Here is a 21,142-nt window from a genome sequence, read left to right on the forward strand (position 1 = left end):
ATTTTAACGGGTCAGTTCAAAAACGCATGAAGGTTTTTTATTTAAATCACTATTTGTCCTTTTCATCCACGTGTAAGATTTGATTCAATTCCTTCAGATTCCGGATTTCATAGGTAGGAATAATGCCGCTGTTGTTTGGTTTTTCATCAGGGTTGAACCAACACGTATCCAGGCCGGCAAGCTGTCCGCCCTTAATGTCAGAGGTTAAGGAGTCACCAATAATTAAAGCATGTTCTGGTGAGAAATTTGGAATTCGGGCAAAGACGTAATCGAAAAATTCCTTCATCGGTTTTTGGAAACCTGTATCTTCGGAAACAAAAATTTCTTTAAAGAGCGGATGAAGACCGGAAGCGCGTAAGCGTTTGTCCTGTGTCTTGGAAACTCCGTTTGTCACAATATATAAATCAAAATGGTTTTGCAACACGGACATTAATTCAAGCGCACCGTTAATCAATTGGTGACCTTCTTCTAAATAACCGCGATAGGTTTTTTCCAACAAGGCGCCATTAACGGTTTTTCCGTATTCTTGAAATAAAAGGGAAAAACGAGTATTGACCACTTCATCCCGTTCGATGTTTCCTTCTTCAAACAATTTCCACAGCCCAAGGTTTATTTTTTTATATTGGGCTTCCATTTCCTTTGTAAGCGAAATTTTTTGACTCTCAAATAACAGCTTTAGGGCTAAGGCTTCAGCAGCAGCAAAATCTAATAATGTATCATCCACATCGAATAATAACGTTTGGTATTTGTTCATCCTACTTTCCCCTTTGTTTCAAAAACATCATATGTATATTGCCTTCTTATTTTAACGTAGAAAAGCGCCAGGTGCCATCCATAAGATTGGTAGACACTCAGCGCTGGGGTCATGATCTTATTTTTTAAAAACGTGGTGGCCAATCACAAGCGTTGTCGCTCTTGAGTCAAGCCAGCGGTTTGTCGCAGTGGCTGGATTATAAAAGAACAACGAGCCTGCAGCTATGCTGCGTTTTTCACTCAAAGCTTCGTGGACGGCTTTAATCGAAACCTCATCCGCCGGTTGATTAATTTCTCCATTCCGGACAGGCTGAAATTGCCCCTTTTGATAGATAACCTCTTTAATCGAATTAGGGAATGAGGAGCTGGCAACTCGATTAAGGACCACACAGGCGACGGCGACTTTTCCTTGGTATGGTTCACTCTCAGCCTCGGCTCGGACTAATCTTGCAAGCAAATCCAATTCGTTTTCCGAGTATCCTACTGTTATTTCAGCTTTTGAAGCAGTATGTACGGCTTGTCCAATTGTGTTTACTTTGGGAGTTTCTGTATTAACGGTCTGTCCAATTGCTTTTACTTCCTGGGTACCTGTATTGCCGGCGGTTTGTCCTGCTGCGAAAACTTCTTGAGTTTCTGTATTGACAGTTTGTCCTACATAAATTAAATCGAGATTTTGAATCTGCGGATTAAGTCTCGCTAACTCCTGTAATGAAAGATTCTGACTTCTAGCAATTCCAAACATGGTATCCCCGCTTTTAACGGTATAGGCAAAAGCAGGTGAAGTAAATAATAGAGATGCTATAACAGAAATGGCAATAATAAGTTTTTTCAAGGTCATTTTCCTCCAGTGGAATTCTCTTATTAGTGTCTATTTTTATGAAAGGGACTCCTAGATTAGTATTACAGAGTTTTACAGTTTCATTACATAAATAATAGAGTAGCAGCATTTAGAAGAATCGATTAATAGACAAAAAAGGGCAAAGAAAATAATTATGGAAAAAATAGGTCATCCTAAAAGGTGATTCCATTATTTGAAGGAAGTGAATGGATGGATTTTTTAACCTATTCGGAAGATTTCTTAAATTATATAAAAGAATATTTAATTCTAAGAGTCGTCTTTATGATCATCATCCTAATCATCATTTCGTTTGTGATTAACCGAAGTGTTGATTGGTTTTTTCGAAAGTCTCACCTCTTGGAAGATGAGGTTGAACAGACCATCCAAGGGGTAATCCGTTCAGCCTTAAAATATGCTTCAGTTACCATCGTGATTGTTTACCTGATTGGCCAATTTATGAACCTGAAAGGCCTGCTTGCCGGTGCAGGAATTGTCGGTGTCGTTGTTGGTCTAGCAGCCCAGGAGGTGTTAAAGGATATCTTGTTAGGTTTGGTTCGACTCTCCGATCGGGAATTCCGTGTCGGAAATTATGTCACGTTTAATGGAAATAACTCTGGTACGATTGAGGAGATTGGCATTCGTTTTATGCAAATTCGTGAATGGTCGGGCAAATTATTAACCATTCCTCATGGGGAAGTAAGAACCATCCAAAATTTTAATAAGGGAAAAATGCGCGTCATTGAACGGATGACGGTCAGTTATCAGGAGGACCCGCAAAAAATGAAGGAGTTAATGGAACAAGTCTGCAGTACTTGTAATGAACGATACTCCCAATGCCTGTTAAAAATGGAGGACGGCAGCCCTGAACAGGAATTTCAGTTTATCGGTATAACAGACCTAAATCCTAATCAGAAATATGTCGGTTATGAGCTTTGTATGGTAGGGCTGGTTTGGCCTGACGATTATTTTGAGGTATCAAGAAAGGTAAGGTTTGAATTATTGAAGGTATTTCATGAGCATCAGATTAATATGCCTGGGATGCTTCTCTATAATGAATCTAAGGTTGAACCGATTCTTACTGACAAAGTGTAATTTTTTAATTTGAGTCTTTGGACCTAATCGAATAAGAAAGGAAAAATTATCAATACTAAAACTGAAAAAAATAGCAGAATAGGAGCAGTCAGCCATGAAAAAACAACTAATTGCCTGTTTGTTATTGCTCTAGCCTTTACAACCACTGTTTCAACCGCTGGAGCAGAAGGGAGACCGGCACCGCAGCGGGCATGTATTAATCAATCGGTGATTCAATTAAAGTATCCCATGCAAAAGCTGTGGATTGAACATGCTTGGTGGACAAGAGAGTTTATTGTCAGCAGCCTAGCGGGACTTAAGGACAAGGACCATGTATTGACTAGGTTATTAAAGAATCAAGTGGATCTCGGCAATATTATTAAACCGTATTATGGAGTACAAGCAGGGAACAAGCTTACGAGTTTACTTAAGGAACATATTTTGATTGCCGGTAAAATTATCGAGGCGGCAAAAGCAGGGGACCAAGCCAAAGTTAATCAATTTAATAAAGATTGGTTTCGTAATGCCGATGAAATTGTTGCTTTCTTAACAAGTGCCAACCCGAATTGGAACAAGAAGGTTCTAACAGAAATGTTCTATACCCATTTAAAATTGACCACTTCTGAAGTAGAAGATCGATTAAAAGGAAACCGGACTGGGGATATTAAAACTGCGGATATAAATGAAACCCATCTCATTCATATGGGTGACTTTTTAACAGATGGAATTGTAAAACAGTTCCCCAATAGATTTAGGTAAAAAAGAAAGGAAATCTATCGTAGAACGATTACGAAGGATTTCCTTTTCTATTTAATACTTATTACTTCTTCTATTCCGATACGCAATTATATTTGATTTTAAAGAAGCGTATGAGCCAATCGCGGCATATCCATAAAACCAGCCCATAAATATACCAGCGAAGAGGCTCTGTTTGTGACTAATAAAAATAGAGATTCCAAGTCCGAACAAAACAGCAATCGTAGGGACAAACCATTTCGGAATTTTAAAATATACCTTAATGAACTGTGTTAATAGCATAATCATCGGGATCGCAAATACAGCATCCCAAAAATTCATTCTAATTGTAGGAAAATCCAAGCAATAACACACCTTTTTTCTGTATTATGTGCAAACTTCCCCAAATTTATTTTAACTAAGCTAGGATGTGCAATAGACTAGAACAAACTATGATAGAATGATTCTGTCATAATTACTAACATAATATTAGTGAATATAGGAGGTATTTTAGGTGGAGATAGGGATTAGTACGTTTGTAGAAACCACCCCGGATGTTCAGACCGGAGAAGTAATAAGTCATGCCGAGCGGCTGCGTGAAGTCGTGGAGGAAATTATCCTTGCAGATGAAGCAGGCTTAGATGTATTTGGCGTGGGGGAGCATCACCGTAAAGATTATGCGGCATCTTCTCCAACTCTAGTCCTTGCAGCTGCAGCTCCGCAAACAAAACGGATTAGGCTGACGAGTGCTGTGACGGTCCTTTCTTCTGATGACCCCGTCCGGGTATTTGAAGATTTTGCTACGCTGGATGGTCTTTCGAATGGGAGAGCGGAAATCATGGTAGGGCGTGGTTCGTTTATTGAATCTTTCCCATTGTTTGGCTATGATTTGCAGGATTATGATGAATTGTTCGAAGAGAAGTTGGACCTTTTGTTAAAATTACGGGCTTCTGAGAAAGTGAGTTGGAGCGGTAAGCATCGTCCAGCAATAAATAATCTGGGTGTCTATCCTCGTCCTGTCCAGAATCCGCTGCCGGTGTGGATTGGCAGCGGGGGAACGTCGGATTCCGTTATTCGTGCCGGATTGTTAGGATTACCGTTAGTTCTTGCAATTATTGGCGGTCGTCCTGTCCAGTTTGCACCTCTTGTTAAACTCTATAAAAGAGCGGCAGAACAGGCAGGACATGATGCTTCAAAATTAACGGTAGCATCCCATTCTCATGGGTTTATTGCAGAAGACACTACCACTGCCGCTGATAAATTTTTCCCGTCTACCCAACAAGCAATGAATGTGTTAGGTCGTGAGCGGGGCTGGGGGTATTATGATCGGTCCAGTTTCGATGCGGCGCGGAGTTTTGAGGGAGCACTATACGTGGGGGACCCTGAAACGGTCGCGCAAAAAATTATTCATCTCCGTAAGAATGTGGGGATCACAAGGTTCATGCTTCATGTACCGGTTGGTAGTATGCCGCATGGGGATGTAATGAGAGCAATTGAGTTGTTAGGGAGAGAGGTAGCGCCGAGGGTAAGGGATGAGGTTTCTAAGTGGGAGGCAGAAGGCAATATTTAATATAGAGATACAAGATTAAGGCTTTTGAGTATGAAGGGCCGTTTCTTTCATAACCCCTGGAAAAATAGAAAAAGGAATTGTTCGGGGGATAAGAGGCCGTCATAACCCCAGAAGAAATAGAAAAAGGAATCGTTCGGGGGATAAGACTCATTCCCCCAAACGATAAGAAAATACTAAATTAATCCAAGCTTCTCCAACCCATAAACAACCCCATCTTCTTCAGCAGAAAGAGTAACCATATTGGCAGCTTTCTTTAATTCATCAGATGCTGCCCCCATGGCCACACCCATTCCTACCAATGAGAGCATTTCAATATCATTTAAACCATCTCCAAAAGCAACGGCTTCATCGGGAGCAATCCCAAGCCTCTCCAATAACTTTGTGATCCCAACAGACTTGTTTGAATTTGTAAGATTCACATCACAGGTTCGCGCCCCAGAGCTCCATCTTCGGAAATCCAACTCCGGAATCTTTGCCTTATAATGTATCTCTTCTTCTAGATTACAGTGGAGGAACAATTGATAAATATCTTGGTCCATCCAATAACTTGGCGGTGCAAGTTCAGGTTTCCACGGATCATGACTATAAGCTTCGATAACAAAAGGATGGCTCAAGTCGGTAGCAGTAAAGCTTGAATGACTCAAGAAAGTAAGAGGATGCTGAAAATCACCAGATAATTGATGAACCCTTTTTAAGATACTTTTATCAATTGCATTTTGAAAGATCTCTTTACCTTCATGAAAAACATACGAGCCGTTAAAGAAAACCATTGAGTCTACTCCAGTTTCCTTTACAACAGAATTTGAAAAATAAGGAGCCCGCCCTGTTGCAATTACTACCTTCATGTTTTTATCTTTTAACCGCTGAATCGCATCCTTTGTGGCAGGGCTGACGGTTTTTCCATGTGGAACGATAGTTCCGTCTATATCTAAGATGACCACCTTATAATTCATCATTCACTCTCCTAAGCTGCTGTTTTATAGCTAAATTACAAATGCGTATAACCAAGTATATCATTACCGTCTAAAAACGAATAAAAGCACTACTCCAAAAGTTTAAATGAAAAATATGGTAAGTCAAGTTAATGGTATGAATGGCTTCTCGCCGCCTTAGATTACATTGTAAATTATTATATTTCGTTTGATACTCCAGCTATTACTGAGAAAATAAAAAAAGGTTGATAGAATATCTACCAACCTTTTGTAACTTATAAAAACAGGGTTCCCGATACCATAAAGCTAAACAGCGAGCCGAGGATTAATCCTACTGAGGCAAACATCATGAGAACCACACCATGGGCTTTACTTCGATCATGGAAAGTAAAGAAACCCATTAGAAAGGAAGCGGCTCCGAACAAAATAGGAATAAACACTAGGGAAATAACGAAAAACAACCAGCCCAAAATTAGAAAAATAAGTCCTTGTTTCTTGTCTGAACCCGCCCCATCATGTTTTAAGGTGATTCTTCCACAACTTTGACAGACATTTGTGTTGACAGCCTCATTAGACCCACTTTGAGGATTGTACAAATAAATCACTCCAGTCATTATTTATTTTCTGATCCATGGAAAAAGAATAAGGGGTGTATCTTGAGGTGAAAAAGAAGATTGTAGAGGCAAAGTTGATTTTTAATTGATTATTCTAAAAATACAGAAAATTCACTATTAGAATATCATAAATTCGATAATTTTCAAGTATTCTGCACTTAAAAAGAAATATTTTCTTAGAAAAATAAAAATTTTAAATTAGCTCAGTTTTCTCCTCATTCCCATCATAATTCGTCCCGGCTTATTCCACTTTAACTCTAATATAATCAACTGCATTGTAACCATAGCCCTTACGGTTCCAAAATGGTTCGGAGGGTTGAACATGCCCATGGGAATCAGTTGCTTTTGCTTTTATTGTATACTCACCTATCTTCCGCGCCTCCCATTCATAATTCCAAGAAACCCATGAATACTTCTCGGATGTAGAGGTTAATTGACAGTTCTCCCAAGTGTGGCCATCGTCAAAACTAATTTCTACTTTGGTAATACTCCCTTTTCCAGTCCATGCAATTCCTTTTATTTGATACATTCCTGTTTTCAATATTTTCCTATTTAGAGGAGATTGAATTGTGGAATTTACATGGATTGTAGTGACAGGAAACTTCCCATTATCATTTTCTTTGTTTGGATAGTAAACGTAGTCTACTGTTTGGAAGGGGCCTTTATATTCTTTGTCAATTACCGTAATTTTTTTAAGCCATTTTACAGAAGCCATGGCATACCAACCAGGGAAGATCAATCTCAAGGGAAAACCATGCTTAAAGGGGATAGGCTGATTATTGTACTCATAAGCAATGATGGTGTCAGGTTCAAGAGCCATTTCAATAGGTAAACTTCTTGAAAAGTGAACCATTTGGTTGGAATCAGGTCTTTCTCCATAATCATAGCCTTCAAAAACGACTTCTTTTGCACCATCAATCACCCCAGTGTACTGTAGTAAGGTCCGTAAAGAAACTCCCTTCCAGCTTCCTTGACTTATGGCACCTTTTTCCCATTGTTCTCCAAATACTTTTGGTTCAAAAAAGCCACGTTTATCTCCTGAACACTCTAAAACCATTTTGATGGTTCTCGATGGCAGTGAGTATATATCCTGAAATGAAAATGTTCTTGGGGTACGTACGAATCCCTGAATTGGAAGAAAGTAGAAGGAAGAGGTAAAGTGAGGATAAGTAAAATGGTTTCTTCTGTAAAATAATTTTCCATCTACGATATCGTCATTAATAAAATGTATGGGTGTTTCCTGATTTTCTGGGGTTAAAGACTTTGTAATTAAGTAGGGCTTTACCTCTGGTTGATGGGAATTTTTCAAGTTATAACCTCCTTAAACTTTTCTATTTAATGCATATGTAGTTGGAGGACGATTATTCAAATGAAGCGGTATTTACATGAATTCTTCAGACTGTCGGTGTAAAAAGAAAACATAAAACTCATGAAAAAAGCCACTGTTACCTTTTTAAGTACAGTGGCTTCGTGTTAATCTAGTTTGGAGTTCTTATTTAATTTCATCCCAAAGGTTAAAATCTCGTAACTGTTTTTGAGGATATAGCCATAATTTTTGTTATGATCAATCACCACATCCCCATCCAGATGACTTATCACTAGTGAGTCAATAAGAATGGTAAAATTTTCAATCTTAAAAACCTCATCATTTTCTGCCTGCTCAACCTGAGCAAGTTCATACATATAGGTCGCCCCTCAACCAGTAGTTCGGATTTCGTTGATTCGTACGGTTGGTTCCTCACCAAGCTGAGTGATCAGTTGCTGTTTTGCGGCTGTAGTTATAGTAACTTTCATTTTTTTTCACCTCAATACTATTTTCCCTTTTCTAACTAAATAAAACCCTGAAATAAGGTAGTAAGTCCAAGTATAGTCTATTGTGGCGATTTTGTGAAAACTTTTTGCTTTTGCCGGAGTTGGGTCTGTTTTTATAGGAGAGAAACTATGAAAATGGTAAAATAATAAAACTTAGTAAATAAAGGAGTCATTACATATGATGAACAAAATAGAAATCCTTGCGCGTAGAATCCTAGGCTGGAAGCTAAATCGATGGGACAGATGGTATGATTATGAAAGGGAACTCTTCATTCCTGTTTCAGAGTTTCAACCGGAAGACAATCTCGAACATGCTATGCTTTTAGTAAAAAGATTAAAAGAGCTAGGCTTTGTCTATAAAACAAATGGGACAACCGAGGCTTGTTTTGATGATGTTTGTGAAGCGGGTGAAACCTTAGCTCAAGCAATTACGAACGCAGCTTTTTCCATTGCAGATAATAGCTCGATTGATGAGGGCTGGCTTTAGTATAAAAGGGGGAGATATTTCATGAATAAACCAATTATTGGTATTACAGGGGCATATGTCAATCATAATCAATTTATGGAAGGTGTTTATGTTCATCATGATTACCATAAGGCAATCGCCTCCAATGGAGGAATACCGATCATTCTTCCATACATAAATGCGGAACTAGCGATAGAAATGATGCCGCTCTGCGACGGGATTATCCTAAGTGGCGGAGAAGATGTAGACCCGCTTTTTTATGGCGAGGATCCACATCCACAGTTAGGTCCTACTACTCGTGAGCGCGACCTGGCTGAAATCTCCATTGCCAAATACGCGTTAGAGAACAATATTCCCTTGCTCGCCATATGCAGAGGAATTCAAATTTTAAATGTGGCCTTAGGAGGAACGTTACTACAAGATATCTCAAGCCAAGTCAAAGAGCCGATTCAACACTCGCAAAAGGTTGCTAGAAGCAGCGAAACTCATTGGGTAAACATTCAAAAAGATAGTAAATTATTTCAAATACTAGACTCAGAGCAGGTAAGAGTAAATAGTCTTCATCATCAATCTATAAATAAGGTGGCCAAAGATTTACGAGTAGTCGCAGAGTCGTCTGACGGGATTGTTGAGGCGGTCGAATACATTTATCCAAGTACATTTACAGTGGGAGTACAATGGCATCCAGAATCCATGGTAAACACCAATGATCAGATGAACAATTTGTTCGTAGAATTTATTAAAAGCAGTTTAAAAGTTACGGTTTGATTAATGGATGGAACGGAGGAATCGATACATGGAAAAAATTTATCTTGATTACAATGCTAGTACCCCATTGGCACCTGAAGTCGTAGATACCATGCAGCCACTGCTCACGGACTTTTATGGAAATCCTTCAGCTTTACATTGGGCTGGGAAACCCGTAAATGAGATATTGCAGAATGCGAGAGAACAGGTGGCTGATTTAATTGGCAGTTCAGCAAGAGAAATCATTTTTACTAGTGGTGGCAGCGAAGCAAATAATATGGCTTTGAAGGGTGTTTATTTTAAAAATCGGCATCGAGGCTGCCACATCATCACTTCTAACATTGAACATCCAGCGATCATGAATCCAAGTAAGTTTCTTGAACAAGTAGGAGCAAAGGTGACATACATAGGTGTTGACTGTTACGGGAGAGTTTTACCCGAAGAAATTGAAAAGGCGATTACGGATGAGACCATCCTGATCTCGATTATGCACTCTAATAATGAAACAGGCACATTACAGCCAATCAAGGAGATAGGGGAAATCGCTAAAAAATATGGGATCCCTTTTCATACAGATGCATCTCAATCGGCGGGGAAAGTTCCAATCAATGTAAATGAACTAAATGTAGACCTCCTCACAATTGCCGGCCATAAACTATATGCACCTAAGGGGATTGGAGCGCTTTATATCAAAAACGGAATTGAGCTTGAACCGCTTATTCATGGAGCGGGGCATGAGTTCGGCCTTCGCGCTGGAACTGAAAATACTTTACTAGCAGTCGGTTTAGGAAAGGCCTGTGAGCTCGCGAAGAAGCAGGAAGGTAATGATGATATAAAAAATTTGACTAACTATTTTTGGGGTGAATTAGAGGCTGCGTTTGGAGATCAGATTGTCTTAAATGGTCATCCAGAACAAAGGCTGCCAAACACTTTGAATGTAAGTTTTGTTAGAAAAATAGGTCAAGACCTTTTAACGAAAATTCCAAGTCTAGCTGCCTCGACGGGTTCTGCCTGTCATGCCGGAAGCATTGAATTATCACCGGTATTAAAGGAAATGGGTGTCCGTGAGGAAGTTGGGATGGGTGCGATTCGTTTTAGTTTAGGCAGGTACACGACAAAAGACGAAATCGATCAGGTGATGTTAGAGTTAAAAAGGATAGTGTAGTTACATTTTTTATTTACACTATGTGTTGGAAATAGGCAAAATGGAAAAATAATGAGTTGACATACAGGAAAAGTAAACCACCAAATCATGTGTTATAAAATTTCTGATGAAAGTGCCCTTCCCATTTTTATTTTTAAGCATAAATTGTAATTGAAATATATAAAGGAGGTTTAAAAATATGTTTGGATATGGTGGTTTCGGAGGATACGGCGGTTGTGGTTACGGATGTGGAGGGTTTGGTTATGGCGGCTGTTTTGCTTTAATCGTTGTCTTGTTCATCCTGTTAATTATTGTTGGAGCAGTAATCTGTTTCTAGATTTTATGAATCTAATTAGAGGCCAAGGACTAACGTGTTGCCGTTAGTCCTTTTTTACATTAATATTCTTGATTTGATACCATAGATTCAATATATTCATGAAGTTTGTCCTCTTCATAATCATTGAGTTCTCTCATTGGAATGACGGTTAGATGAGTTGGATCATTCCCGCGTACTTCCGCAACTAACAACTCACCTAGGTAAACATTAAAGGCTGGTTCATTCTCGTGCGAACTTTTAATGGCTTGTTTATGAAAATTTGGTTTCTTTTGTTCCATGTCTGTCCCTCCTGCTCATTCATTTTCTAAACATTACTATTTCCAATTTTTAATGAAACCATTATTTTTTCATTAAAACGAGATAATAAATAATGGAGGTGATACACTTGGATAAACAAAATAAGTTCTCAACATCCATGAATGATATGGGTGAACCTTCTGAAATGAGTCCTATAAACGAATCAGAGGCACCAATGGTGGAAGTGAATCAACCAACTGAAACTCAGGACCCACTAGAAATTAGAGATAGTGCTTCCGTTACTATTATCTAAAATAAGAAACAGGTAAAACGAAAAGTTTTACCTGTTCATGGCTCGCTTATCCATTCTTTTTTACTTTTTCGCAACACTGTGATAAATCCATCTAATATATCATGACTAACAGAAAAACCTTTTCGTTTGTAGAAATTTAAAGCATTTTCATTGCCATTAGAAACAAAGATAAAATAGTCTTCTACATCTTCAAACTGCTTTAACCAATCGATTGACATAGTAAAAAGCTTTGAGCCTATACCGTATTGTCTGTACTCGTCTTTTATATAAAAATTGGATAAGCATCCTACATAAGGTTTACAAACTGAAGATAAATCAAAAAAAGTAGCAAAGTCATTTGAATACGTTTCCTTACAAGAGATATTGGAGTAGACATAAGCAACTATCTGATCACCATCTTTTGCAACAACTGTGTAATTGTGTTGTGCCTTTCTGATGGAAGGAATCATTCTAGTCTCAAAATTCATGCTATCAAATAATTCAGGTTTGATGTGCGCTTTCGATTTTTGAAACCTCATGAGCTCATTACATAATTCTCTGCAGCATTCAATTTTATCATCAGAGATCACTTCATATGTCAAATTCATATACTGGCTCCTTGCCGTGATTTTTTACTCAAGCTCATTATAACAAAATTATAGGTTTATAAAATAATATTTTGACAGTCCTTGGGATACATGCTAACATGGCAATTAAATTCGAAATGTTTTTAAAATTACATAATAAATGCAACAGGTGCTGTGTAAATACTTACTCAGCTTAATAGGGAATACCGGTGTAATTCCGGAGCGGTCCCGCCACTGTAATGGTGAGCAACTTATCGAGCAACCACTGTTTCAATTGAAATGGGAAGGGATAAGGAGCGATGAACCTAAGCCAGGAGACCTGCCTGTTGTATGCGCTTGAACTCTACGGGTGTATAGGGGGGAGTGAGGAATACGTGTTGAGCAAACCAAAAGGTCTCAATTCTAGTTAACTATGCGTATCAATCTCTCTTTCCGTTGAAAGGGAGATTTTTTTATTGGGACAAAAATACAACTTATAAGGGGAATTGAAACGATGAAAAGTTCGAATCTAGGGTATCCAAGGATTGGAGAAAAACGCGAGTGGAAAAAAACACTCGAACAGTTTTGGGCAGGAAAAATAGAAAAAGAGTCATTTTTGAAAAAAATGGAGGAGATGCGCCTGCAGCACCTCCAAAAGCAAAAGGACCAAGGAATCGACTTAATTCCTGTAGGTGATTTTAGCCTATATGACCATGTCCTTGATACAGCTGTAATGTTCGGGCTTGTACCAAAGCGGTTCGACTATTCGGGTGGTGAAGTTTCACTTGAAACTTACTTTGAAATCGCAAGAGGATCAAAGGATGCTGTAGCAGCAGAAATGACAAAATGGTTTAACACAAACTATCACTATATCGTTCCTGAACTGGACCAAGCTGCACCGACTCTTGTTGAAAACCGCCCGCTTCAATTTTATAAAGAGGCAAAACAAAAACTTGGAATTGAAGGTAAACCGGTTATATTGGGTCCAATAACATTTGTTAAACTATCAAAGGGTTATAGCAGCCTGAAAGAAGTTGTTCAACAATTCGTTCCTTTTTATAAAGAAATTCTCCGTGAGCTGCAGGCAGAGGGAGTTAGTTGGGTCCAAATCGATGAACCAATATTAGCAACATCACTTTCAAAAGAAGAGCTGGATCTATTCGCTGACGTTTATCAGCAATTGAATAAGGCTGCACCTGACGTAAACATCTTGCTGCAAACCTATTTTGATAGCATTGACCATTACGAGGTGATTACTTCCCTGCCTGTTCAAGGAATAGGGCTCGATTTTATTCATGATCGCCGTGAGAATCTAGCCTCCTTGAAGAAGTTTGGATTCCCCGAAGAAAAGGTGCTTGCAGCGGGGATTCTTGATGGGCGTAACATCTGGCGCGCCAATCTTGATGAGAAGACAACACTGCTTTCCGAAATTGCGGAGATTGTTTCAAAGGACCGTTTAATTATCCAGCCTTCAGCCAGTTTGTTACATGTACCTGTTACCGTGGAGAGTGAGGATACACTTGAAGAGGTGCTAAAAAATGCCCTATCCTTTGCGGATGAAAAATTACATGAGGTTGTTCTTTTAACAAAAGGACTTCATCTCGGGAAAGATTCCATCCTAGAAGAAATCACTGCTAGTACAGAAGCAATGAAAACCTTAAATGAATCAACGTTCCGAAACAATCAACAAGTACAAAACGACATGCAAAAATTGGCTTCGGTTCGTGCTGAACGTGAAGTACCATTTAACATTCGACAGCCCATCCAGGAAACCACATTCCAATTACCGCTTCTGCCTACAACAACGATTGGAAGCTTCCCGCAAACACAGGAGGTCCGCAGGCAGCGTCAATTATGGAGAAAAGGTGAGTTAACCGATGTGGAATATGAGAAATATATAAATGCAGAAATTAAAAAATGGATTGAGATTCAAGAAAAACTAGGACTAGATGTGTTTGTTCATGGAGAATTTGAGCGCACCGATATGGTCGAATATTTTGGTGAAAAATTAGCTGGGTTTCAATTTACGAAATTCGGCTGGGTGCAGTCTTATGGATCTCGTTGTGTCAAGCCGCCGCTAATTTATGGAGACGTTTCTTTCCAAGACCCGATGACGGTGAAGGAAACGGTCTATGCCCAGTCACTAACCACGAAGCCGGTGAAAGGGATGTTAACTGGTCCCATTACGATTTTAAACTGGTCGTTTGTCCGTGATGATATTTCGCACTTTGAGGTGGCGAATCAAATTGCCCTTGCCCTTCGAAAAGAAGTAGAATTGTTAGAAGAAAATGGAATTAGTATGATTCAAGTGGATGAACCGGCACTCCGTGAAGGGCTGCCTTTAAAACATGAAAACTGGGACAGCTATTTGAATGCCGCGGTTTATGCCTTTAAGCTGGCAACCACATCTGTGCGAAATGAGACCCAAATTCATACCCATATGTGTTATGCGAATTTTGAAGATATCATTGATGCGATTAATGCTCTTGATGCGGATGTTATTTCGATTGAGACCTCTAGAAGCCATGGTGAATTACTCTCCGCGTTTGAAGACAATACCTATGATAAAGGTATTGGTCTGGGAGTTTACGATATTCATAGTCCTCGAGTACCTGCACTTGAAGAAATAACGAAAAACATCGAGCGTGCTCTCCAAGTCCTTGAACCAAAGCTATTCTGGATTAATCCCGATTGCGGCTTGAAAACCCGCGGATTAAAGGAGACAGTTACTGCACTAGAGGTCATGGTAGAGGCGGCAGAGCAAGTGAGAGAAAAACTAGTGGTGAAAAAATAAAATACTTGTCAAAGTGAAAGTAGTATACTATATTAGTTGATATACAATATTTAGTATTTGTTTTTAATGGCATATACTAAATATAGATAATAACCAATGAAAATGGTGTCTATATATAGACTTAATAGGGAATCTGGTGTAAATCCAGTACTGTACCCGCAACTGTAATTGCTGACGAAATAATCGTATCCACTGTCTTCGGACGGGAAGGGATTAGAGTAGGGTAGAAGCATAAGTCAGGAGACCTGCCATTTTTATAACGTGTTATCTTCTTCGGGAAGTGGGAAGATAGAACGAGGGGTATTCTGACTAATACAGTGATACTGCTGTTTTACTAGTTTAATCCACGTTTTATGAACCCATCTTCTCCGAGGATGGGTTTTTTATTTGAACAAGTAATTGTGCCCGCACATTAGAGAAATGTGTACCCATGGTCACACAAAAGATATTTACGACCAAACTCGTCAAAATTGGGGAGCCATGGTCACAAAAAGGGGTAATCATATGACTATTAAAAATCATTCTGAACTGGACACGGTTTTAGAAGCCATAAAAAGAGCAAAGGAAAAATACAAACTGGATACAACACAGCTAATCCAAAAGATAGCGGAACTCGAGGAATCTTCACGATATGAACAATCATTGATCTATTCTTTAAATCAAATCTCTATGGAAGATCCCGACTGGACCTTCCTCGCAGCAAACCTATACTTAAATGATTTATATCAAAAAGCAGCCAAACAAAGAGGATATAACCAAACAGAAAAATACGGTGATTTTTATAAACTGCTTTCTTATCTTACGAAAATTGGAATCTACTCAAAAGATCTATTAAAAGATTATACCAAGGAAGAAATTGAAACCTTAGGGTCAGAAATAGATGCAGAAAAAGACGATCTTTTTAATTACATAGGGTTATTTCTGCTAGCAGATCGTTATCTAGCTAAAGACTACGAAGGAAATGTTTACGAGTTACCTCAAGAACGGTTTATGATCATTGCCATGACATTAATGAAAAACGAACCGAAGGATAAGCGAATCACATATGTAAAAGAGGCATATTGGGCATTAAGCAACTTGTATATGACCGTTGCTACACCGACCCTCTCGAATGCCGGGAAAAGCTATGGTCAGCTCTCCTCCTGTTTTATTGATACGGTGGACGATTCATTAGACGGAATTTATTTAAATAATTGGGACATTGCCCGCCTAAGTAAAGATGGCGGCGGCATTGGTATTTATATTGGAAAAGTACGCGCCTTAGGTTCTGATATCAAAAAATTTAAAGGGAATTCTTCCGGTGTCGTCCCATGGATTAGACTGATTAACGATACGGCTGTGAGTGTGGATCAGCTAGGACAAAGACAAGGAGCCATCGCTGTATACTTAGATGTTTTCCATAAAGATATAATGAAAGGCTTTTTAGATTTAAAAACCAACAATGGAGACGAAAGAAGAAAGGCTCATGATGTTTTCACAGGTGTTTCCATCCCTGATTTGTTTATGAAGAAACTGGAAGAAGTCGATGAAAACGGCCGAAGCATTGGAGAATGGCATACTTTTTGTCCGCATCAAGTTAAACAAATCATGGGCTGGAAGGATGAAGACGGAACGCCTCTTGGGTTAGAGGATTTTTATGACGAGCTGGATGAAAAGTTTTTCACTGAAAAATACGAAGAAGCTGTAAGACATCCATTACTGCCAAGGAAAACGTATCGGGCAATGGAAATTATGGCGCGGATTATGATTTCTCAATTAGAGACCGGAACACCATATATGTTTTATCGAGATGAAGTTAACCGGCAAAATCCCAACAAGCATTTACAGGGCACCGGCCGCACCTCTATCTTTTGCAGTAATTTATGTACAGAGATTGCGCAAAACATGTCCGCTACGACAATTGTAAAAGAATACAAGGATGAAGACGGTAACATTGTGATTGTTCGTAAACCTGGGGATTTCGTTGTCTGTAATTTATCCTCTATCAATTTGCCAAGATCAGTCCATGTTTTAGAAAGGCTCATTACGATTCAAGTACGAATGTTAGATAACGCAATCGATTTGAATACCATTTCAGTCGGACAAGCGGAAGCGACTAATAAAAAATACAGAGCGGTGGGCTTAGGTACATTTGGCTGGCATCATCTCCTGGCCTTAGAGGGTATCTTCTGGGAATCAGATGAGGCCGTTTCATTTGCCGATCAACTCTATGAGAAAATTGCTTACTATACTATTCGTTCCTCGATGTTGTTAGCAAAGGAAAAAGGCTTTTATAGTAAATTTTCTGGGTCAGAATGGCAAACGGGCCTTTATTTTGAGCGAAAAGGTTATAAAAGTGAACGGTGGAATCAGCTAAAAGCGGAAGTTACCAAATACGGAGTCAGAAATGGCTGGATGATGGCGATTGCTCCTAATTCATCAACAGCAAAAATTGGCGGTTCGACAGATGGAATTGATCCATTGTATGCAGTCGAATACGCGGAAGAAAAGAAGAATTTTAAATTTAAAGTCACGGCACCTGATTTAGATCATAACACTTATAATTATTACCGCCGGTCGAGACATGTCTTGGATCAGACCTGGAGCATTCGGCAAAATGCTGCCCGTCAGCGGCACATTGATCAATCCATAAGCTTTAATCTTTATGTTCGTCATGACATTAAAGCAAAGGAATTATTGAATCTTCATCTGGAAGCCTGGAAACAAGGCCTAAAAACAACTTATTACGTCAGAAGTACATCTCAATCAGAAATCGACGAATGTGAAGCATGCCATAGTTAGTGAATAAAGGGAGGTATTTACAAAATGAATCATACACCATTAACCAAAATTAAACTATTAAACCCGGAATATCCTAATAAGTCAACTGGAATCATCAATGGCAAGTCTTCAGGTCTGTTGAATTGGAATGATATCGCCTATCCAAAGATGTATGATTTGTATCAAACCCTGCTTGCAAATTTCTGGAAGGCGCAAGAAATTAATATGCAGGATGATATTAAACAGTGGGATTCTCTAAGTGATACCGAAAAAGATGTTTTCCTGCGAATAAACACACAGCTTGCTTCACTAGACAGCCTGCAAACACCGACGATGAGTCAGGTCATGGATTATGTGACAGATTCTAGCTTCAAAGCCATTTTCGCTGTGATTTCCCAGCAAGAAGCCGTCCATAATGAATCCTATTCCTATATCTTAAGCTCATTAGTTCCAATTGGCGAACAAAATGAACGGTTCAATCAAGCTAAAAATGATCCAATTGTCAGGAAGAGAAATCAATTGATTTTGAATGCTTATGAAAATTTTCGAGAGAATCCGACGCCGCAATCGTTATTTCAATTAGGTGTAAACTCGATTAATCTTGAGGGCATTTATTTTTACGCAGGGTTTGCCTTTTTTTATCATTTAGCTCGTCAGCAAAAAATGCTGAAAACCAGTACAATGATTAGTTATATTCAACGTGATGAAATGCAGCATGCCTACTTTATTGCCCAGTTTATTCGCATCCTTCTAACTGAAAATCCTGATCTTCATACAGAAGAGAATATCAACTATGTGTATGAAACAATCGGCCAGGCGGTTGAACTTGAAAAAGAGTGGGCGTACTACATCCTAGCTGAAATTAAAGGCATTGATTTACACGAATTTGAAGAGTATGTCGAATATCTTGCCAATAAACGGTTGAGACAGTTAGGTTTAAACAATCTTTATCCTGAAAAAATAAACCCAATGCCATGGATTCAGGTGTTTGGTGATGACATGGTGAATGAAACAAAGTCTGATTTCTTTGAGCAAAAATCAAGGACCTACTCAAAAGTCTCTCAGTCCAATGGATTTGACGAATTGTAAGATGAAGATTGCCATTGTTTATTCGTCTGTAACTGGAAACACGAAAGAATTGGCCGAGGTCATTTATCGAAACTTCCTCGGTTATTCAGTTGACGTGATGATCTATAAAGTGGAAGAATTTCCCCTTGCGTATTTATGGATTTATGATGCTATTGCGATTGGGACCTATACTTGGGGAGATGGGGAAATCCCAAAAGAAATGTGGAAACTCTATCAAGCCATAGAGTATCTTGTTAATAAAGATTTGGTTACAGCGGTTTTTGGAACGGGAGATACCTTTTATCCAACCTATTGTGGAGCAGTCAATCAGTTTCGGGATATGTTATACGTTCACACTAACCTTGCTGCCACGTTGAAGGTGGAACTGCTTCCGCAAATACAGGACTTCGAGCGAAGTCAAAAGTTTGTGGAGTCGATCATAAAGAGGGCAAACCAATTATCTCACAAACCGTATTTAGAGAATAAACTGCAAAAAAATTAACTCTGGTGTGAGGGTGTTGGTGTTCATGAAAGATTTTCATTGCTGTGCAACATGTGAATATTTTAGAGCGGAGAAAAAAACAGAAGGAATAAACTATTATTGCAGCCGGTTAGGTTATGAAACCAAGACGTACTATAAATTTAATTGCTGGAGCCCAAAGGAACAGGTTAAAAAGTTACTGAATAAAAGAAACAGTGGCGGAATTTAACGAATAGTTAATGACCAAGTATAAGCTAAAAAAAGGAGGAGGATCGCATACAGTGATTCTCCTTTTATTTATGGAATCCTAAATATGCATAAAACCAAAGATAAAAAATTAGAAATAATCAGGATAAATGTTCGATTATGATGAATAGGTTTGATTTTTTTTCTGGAAAGGTACTTTTTATCCAAAAGACGAACATTTTAATTGATTGACAAAATAATATTCGTGTTATACAATCAATTTTGTGTTTGAGATAAAAGTATTTAAAACTCAATGTAAAAAAGTGGATGAAACCGTGCACTTTCGGAACACTACTTTTATTAGACAAGATATTTTCAATTTAAAACTATAGCTATGTACAAAACCTAAATTTGGAGTGAAAACACATGGAAAATGTATTTGACTATGAGGATATTCAACTTGTTCCAGCAAAATCTATCGTAAACAGCCGGACTGAATGTGATACAACAGTTACATTTGGCGGTCGTAAATTTAAGCTGCCAGTTGTACCAGCAAATATGCAGACAATTATAGATGAGAAAATTGCGGTTTATTTAGCGGAAAATAATTACTTCTATATTATGCATCGTTTCCAGCCAGAGAAACGTTTAGACTTTGTTAAAGATATGCAGTCACGAGGATTGTATGCTTCGATAAGTGTAGGTGTCAAAGAGGACGAGTATCGTTTTATAAAAGAACTTGCAGAAGAAAATCTTACACCTGAATACATTACAATTGATATTGCACATGGTCATTCTAATGCCGTTATCAATATGATACAGCATATCAAGAAACACCTTCCCGGCAGCTTTGTTATTGCAGGTAATGTTGGAACCCCTGAAGCCGTAAGAGAATTGGAGCATGCTGGTGCAGATGCGACAAAAGTAGGGATTGGACCAGGTAAGGTTTGTATTACTAAAATAAAAACTGGATTTGGTACAGGCGGCTGGCAACTAGCAGCACTGAGATGGTGTGCTAAAGCAGCTAGCAAGCCAATCATTGCCGATGGCGGCATCCGTACACATGGGGATATCGCCAAATCTATTCGATTTGGGGCATCCATGGTTATGATCGGATCGTTATTTGCTGGGCATGAAGAATCACCAGGAGAAACGGTTGAAAAAGATGGTGAACTGTATAAAGAATATTTTGGTTCAGCTTCTGAGTTTCAAAAAGGTGAAAAGAAAAATGTTGAAGGCAAAAAGATGTATGTGAAATTTAAAGGGTCTCTGAAGGATACCCTTGTGGAAATGGAACAGGATCTTCAATCTTCCATTTCTTATGCAGGCGGTAACAAGCTTACAGCCATTCGAAATGTAGATTATGTCATTGTTAAGAATTCTATTTTTAATGGAGATAAGATCTATTAATGGCTGCGTTATAAATTAAATATTTGTCATTTAGAGTGAGCAAGGGTCCATAGGACTTGCTCACTTTCTAGTTTAGAGACAACTTTTCGTCATTAAAATGAGATATTGGATTGATTTGGTTAACTTTATATTTACTAAATGGTTAAAATAATTACAATAAAATTACAGTGTCTAATTCCCTCATAAAAAATAGATTCCTTACGAACATTTATATATAGTTTAATAAAGGGAGATCAATTTTGTTAATGAGGGAATAGGAGAGAATTTTTTTGAAAGAGTTTGTGGTTTGTTATATCTTAGAGAATGAAATTAAACGAGAAAAAATATTG

Annotated in this window: 22 protein-coding genes and 2 riboswitches; of the genes, 13 read left to right on the forward strand and 9 right to left on the reverse strand. The window is 38.5% G+C overall.

Going from position 1 to position 21,142, the window contains the following annotated elements; translation table 11 throughout:
* Positions 1–49: 49 nt before the first annotated feature.
* Positions 50–754, reverse strand: a complete 705-nt coding sequence (locus tag V7266_RS21875) for a YjjG family noncanonical pyrimidine nucleotidase (protein ID WP_335470921.1) — start codon at positions 752–754, stop codon at positions 50–52.
* 117 nt (positions 755–871) lie between these two features.
* Positions 872–1,585: a cell wall hydrolase gene (locus V7266_RS21880; protein ID WP_335470923.1), complete on the reverse strand. Its 714-nt coding sequence runs from the start codon at positions 1,583–1,585 to the stop codon at positions 872–874.
* A gap of 216 nt (positions 1,586–1,801) precedes the next feature.
* Here V7266_RS21880 and V7266_RS21885 point away from each other — a divergent pair, with 216 nt between their 5' ends.
* Positions 1,802–2,683 carry a mechanosensitive ion channel family protein gene (locus tag V7266_RS21885; RefSeq protein WP_335470925.1) on the forward strand — a complete coding sequence of 294 codons (882 nt, stop codon included), beginning with the start codon at positions 1,802–1,804 and terminating at the stop codon, positions 2,681–2,683.
* Positions 2,684–2,911: 228 nt separating this feature from the next.
* Positions 2,912–3,421, forward strand: a complete 510-nt coding sequence (locus tag V7266_RS21890; protein ID WP_335470928.1) for a glycosyltransferase — start codon at positions 2,912–2,914, stop codon at positions 3,419–3,421.
* A gap of 51 nt (positions 3,422–3,472) precedes the next feature.
* Here the strand turns inward: V7266_RS21890 and V7266_RS21895 are convergent, their stop codons facing one another.
* Positions 3,473–3,760, reverse strand: coding sequence for a hypothetical protein (locus V7266_RS21895; RefSeq protein ID WP_335470930.1), 288 nt, complete (start codon positions 3,758–3,760; stop codon positions 3,473–3,475).
* Positions 3,761–3,911: 151 nt separating this feature from the next.
* On the opposite strand from V7266_RS21895, the gene V7266_RS21900 reads away from it, so the two are divergent.
* The gene (locus V7266_RS21900) at positions 3,912–4,967 is read left to right on the forward strand and encodes an LLM class flavin-dependent oxidoreductase (RefSeq protein WP_335470932.1); all 1,056 of its coding nucleotides are present in this window, start codon (positions 3,912–3,914) and stop codon (positions 4,965–4,967) included.
* A 173-nt stretch (positions 4,968–5,140) separates the two neighbouring features.
* Here V7266_RS21900 and V7266_RS21905 read toward each other — a convergent pair whose 3' ends face one another.
* The 4 genes from V7266_RS21905 to V7266_RS21920 form a co-directional block, all read right to left on the reverse strand.
* On the reverse strand, positions 5,141–5,920 hold the full coding sequence (locus tag V7266_RS21905) for a Cof-type HAD-IIB family hydrolase (RefSeq protein ID WP_335470934.1): 780 nt from the start codon (positions 5,918–5,920) through the stop codon (positions 5,141–5,143).
* A gap of 254 nt (positions 5,921–6,174) precedes the next feature.
* The gene (locus V7266_RS21910; protein WP_335470936.1) at positions 6,175–6,495 is read right to left on the reverse strand and encodes a hypothetical protein; all 321 of its coding nucleotides are present in this window, start codon (positions 6,493–6,495) and stop codon (positions 6,175–6,177) included.
* A 259-nt stretch (positions 6,496–6,754) separates the two neighbouring features.
* On the reverse strand, positions 6,755–7,822 hold the full coding sequence (locus tag V7266_RS21915; RefSeq protein ID WP_335470938.1) for a sulfite oxidase: 1,068 nt from the start codon (positions 7,820–7,822) through the stop codon (positions 6,755–6,757).
* A 164-nt stretch (positions 7,823–7,986) separates the two neighbouring features.
* Positions 7,987–8,196 carry a hypothetical protein gene (locus tag V7266_RS21920; RefSeq protein WP_335470941.1) on the reverse strand — a complete coding sequence of 70 codons (210 nt, stop codon included), beginning with the start codon at positions 8,194–8,196 and terminating at the stop codon, positions 7,987–7,989.
* Between the two features lie 307 nt (positions 8,197–8,503).
* On the opposite strand from V7266_RS21920, the gene V7266_RS21925 reads away from it, so the two are divergent.
* From V7266_RS21925 to V7266_RS21940, 4 genes are all read left to right on the forward strand, one after another.
* Positions 8,504–8,812, forward strand: coding sequence for a BC1872 family protein (locus tag V7266_RS21925; RefSeq protein WP_335470945.1), 309 nt, complete (start codon positions 8,504–8,506; stop codon positions 8,810–8,812).
* A 21-nt stretch (positions 8,813–8,833) separates the two neighbouring features.
* On the forward strand, positions 8,834–9,559 hold the full coding sequence (locus V7266_RS21930) for a gamma-glutamyl-gamma-aminobutyrate hydrolase family protein (RefSeq protein ID WP_335470948.1): 726 nt from the start codon (positions 8,834–8,836) through the stop codon (positions 9,557–9,559).
* Between the two features lie 28 nt (positions 9,560–9,587).
* The gene (locus V7266_RS21935) at positions 9,588–10,703 is read left to right on the forward strand and encodes a cysteine desulfurase family protein (protein WP_335470950.1); all 1,116 of its coding nucleotides are present in this window, start codon (positions 9,588–9,590) and stop codon (positions 10,701–10,703) included.
* Positions 10,704–10,881: 178 nt separating this feature from the next.
* Positions 10,882–11,019, forward strand: a complete 138-nt coding sequence (locus V7266_RS21940) for a YjcZ family sporulation protein (RefSeq protein ID WP_335470952.1) — start codon at positions 10,882–10,884, stop codon at positions 11,017–11,019.
* Positions 11,020–11,078: 59 nt separating this feature from the next.
* Here V7266_RS21940 and V7266_RS21945 read toward each other — a convergent pair whose 3' ends face one another.
* A complete protein-coding gene (locus tag V7266_RS21945; protein ID WP_335470954.1) occupies positions 11,079–11,297 on the reverse strand; it encodes a hypothetical protein in 219 nt (72 codons plus the stop codon).
* A gap of 107 nt (positions 11,298–11,404) precedes the next feature.
* Between V7266_RS21945 and V7266_RS21950 the strand changes: the two genes are divergently transcribed.
* Positions 11,405–11,569 carry a hypothetical protein gene (locus V7266_RS21950; protein WP_335470958.1) on the forward strand — a complete coding sequence of 55 codons (165 nt, stop codon included), beginning with the start codon at positions 11,405–11,407 and terminating at the stop codon, positions 11,567–11,569.
* Between the two features lie 35 nt (positions 11,570–11,604).
* Here the strand turns inward: V7266_RS21950 and V7266_RS21955 are convergent, their stop codons facing one another.
* Positions 11,605–12,156 carry a GNAT family N-acetyltransferase gene (locus V7266_RS21955; RefSeq protein WP_335470961.1) on the reverse strand — a complete coding sequence of 184 codons (552 nt, stop codon included), beginning with the start codon at positions 12,154–12,156 and terminating at the stop codon, positions 11,605–11,607.
* Between the two features lie 129 nt (positions 12,157–12,285).
* Positions 12,286–12,476, forward strand: a riboswitch (cobalamin riboswitch).
* A 143-nt stretch (positions 12,477–12,619) separates the two neighbouring features.
* Here V7266_RS21955 and metE point away from each other — a divergent pair.
* From metE to guaC, 5 genes are all read left to right on the forward strand, one after another.
* Positions 12,620–14,908 (forward strand): 5-methyltetrahydropteroyltriglutamate--homocysteine S-methyltransferase, encoded by a 2,289-nt coding sequence (gene metE, locus V7266_RS21960; protein WP_335471050.1) that lies wholly within the window; start codon positions 12,620–12,622, stop codon positions 14,906–14,908.
* 86 nt (positions 14,909–14,994) lie between these two features.
* Positions 14,995–15,175, forward strand: a riboswitch (cobalamin riboswitch).
* Positions 15,176–15,388: 213 nt separating this feature from the next.
* The gene (locus tag V7266_RS21965) at positions 15,389–17,689 is read left to right on the forward strand and encodes a ribonucleoside-diphosphate reductase subunit alpha (RefSeq protein ID WP_335470963.1); all 2,301 of its coding nucleotides are present in this window, start codon (positions 15,389–15,391) and stop codon (positions 17,687–17,689) included.
* A 24-nt stretch (positions 17,690–17,713) separates the two neighbouring features.
* Positions 17,714–18,757 (forward strand): ribonucleotide-diphosphate reductase subunit beta, encoded by a 1,044-nt coding sequence (locus V7266_RS21970; protein ID WP_335470965.1) that lies wholly within the window; start codon positions 17,714–17,716, stop codon positions 18,755–18,757.
* Entirely contained in the window at positions 18,738–19,238 is a 501-nt protein-coding gene (locus V7266_RS21975) for a flavodoxin domain-containing protein (RefSeq protein WP_335470968.1), read from the forward strand. Before V7266_RS21970 ends, V7266_RS21975 begins: the two co-directional genes overlap by 20 nt.
* A gap of 591 nt (positions 19,239–19,829) precedes the next feature.
* Positions 19,830–20,813, forward strand: coding sequence for a GMP reductase (gene guaC / locus V7266_RS21985; protein ID WP_335470971.1), 984 nt, complete (start codon positions 19,830–19,832; stop codon positions 20,811–20,813).
* Positions 20,814–21,142 lie beyond the last annotated feature (329 nt).

The organism is Neobacillus drentensis (assembly GCF_036965645.1).
GTDB classification, from domain to species: Bacteria; Bacillota; Bacilli; order Bacillales; family Cytobacillaceae; genus Neobacillus; species Neobacillus drentensis_D.

Coding starts and splice junctions, on each gene's coding strand:
- V7266_RS21970 (WP_335470965.1), top strand. CDS start 17,714: ATGAATCATACACCATTAACCAAAATTAAACTATTAAACCCGGAATAT.
- V7266_RS21935 (WP_335470950.1), top strand. CDS start 9,588: ATGGAAAAAATTTATCTTGATTACAATGCTAGTACCCCATTGGCACCT.
- V7266_RS21975 (WP_335470968.1), top strand. CDS start 18,738: ATGGATTTGACGAATTGTAAGATGAAGATTGCCATTGTTTATTCGTCT.
- guaC (WP_335470971.1), top strand. CDS start 19,830: ATGGAAAATGTATTTGACTATGAGGATATTCAACTTGTTCCAGCAAAA.
- V7266_RS21930 (WP_335470948.1), top strand. CDS start 8,834: ATGAATAAACCAATTATTGGTATTACAGGGGCATATGTCAATCATAAT.
- V7266_RS21945 (WP_335470954.1), bottom strand. CDS start 11,297: ATGGAACAAAAGAAACCAAATTTTCATAAACAAGCCATTAAAAGTTCG.
- V7266_RS21925 (WP_335470945.1), top strand. CDS start 8,504: ATGATGAACAAAATAGAAATCCTTGCGCGTAGAATCCTAGGCTGGAAG.
- V7266_RS21955 (WP_335470961.1), bottom strand. CDS start 12,156: ATGAATTTGACATATGAAGTGATCTCTGATGATAAAATTGAATGCTGC.
- V7266_RS21920 (WP_335470941.1), bottom strand. CDS start 8,196: ATGTATGAACTTGCTCAGGTTGAGCAGGCAGAAAATGATGAGGTTTTT.
- V7266_RS21875 (WP_335470921.1), bottom strand. CDS start 754: ATGAACAAATACCAAACGTTATTATTCGATGTGGATGATACATTATTA.
- V7266_RS21965 (WP_335470963.1), top strand. CDS start 15,389: ATGGTCACAAAAAGGGGTAATCATATGACTATTAAAAATCATTCTGAA.
- V7266_RS21885 (WP_335470925.1), top strand. CDS start 1,802: ATGGATTTTTTAACCTATTCGGAAGATTTCTTAAATTATATAAAAGAA.
- V7266_RS21905 (WP_335470934.1), bottom strand. CDS start 5,920: ATGAATTATAAGGTGGTCATCTTAGATATAGACGGAACTATCGTTCCA.
- V7266_RS21940 (WP_335470952.1), top strand. CDS start 10,882: ATGTTTGGATATGGTGGTTTCGGAGGATACGGCGGTTGTGGTTACGGA.
- V7266_RS21890 (WP_335470928.1), top strand. CDS start 2,912: ATGCAAAAGCTGTGGATTGAACATGCTTGGTGGACAAGAGAGTTTATT.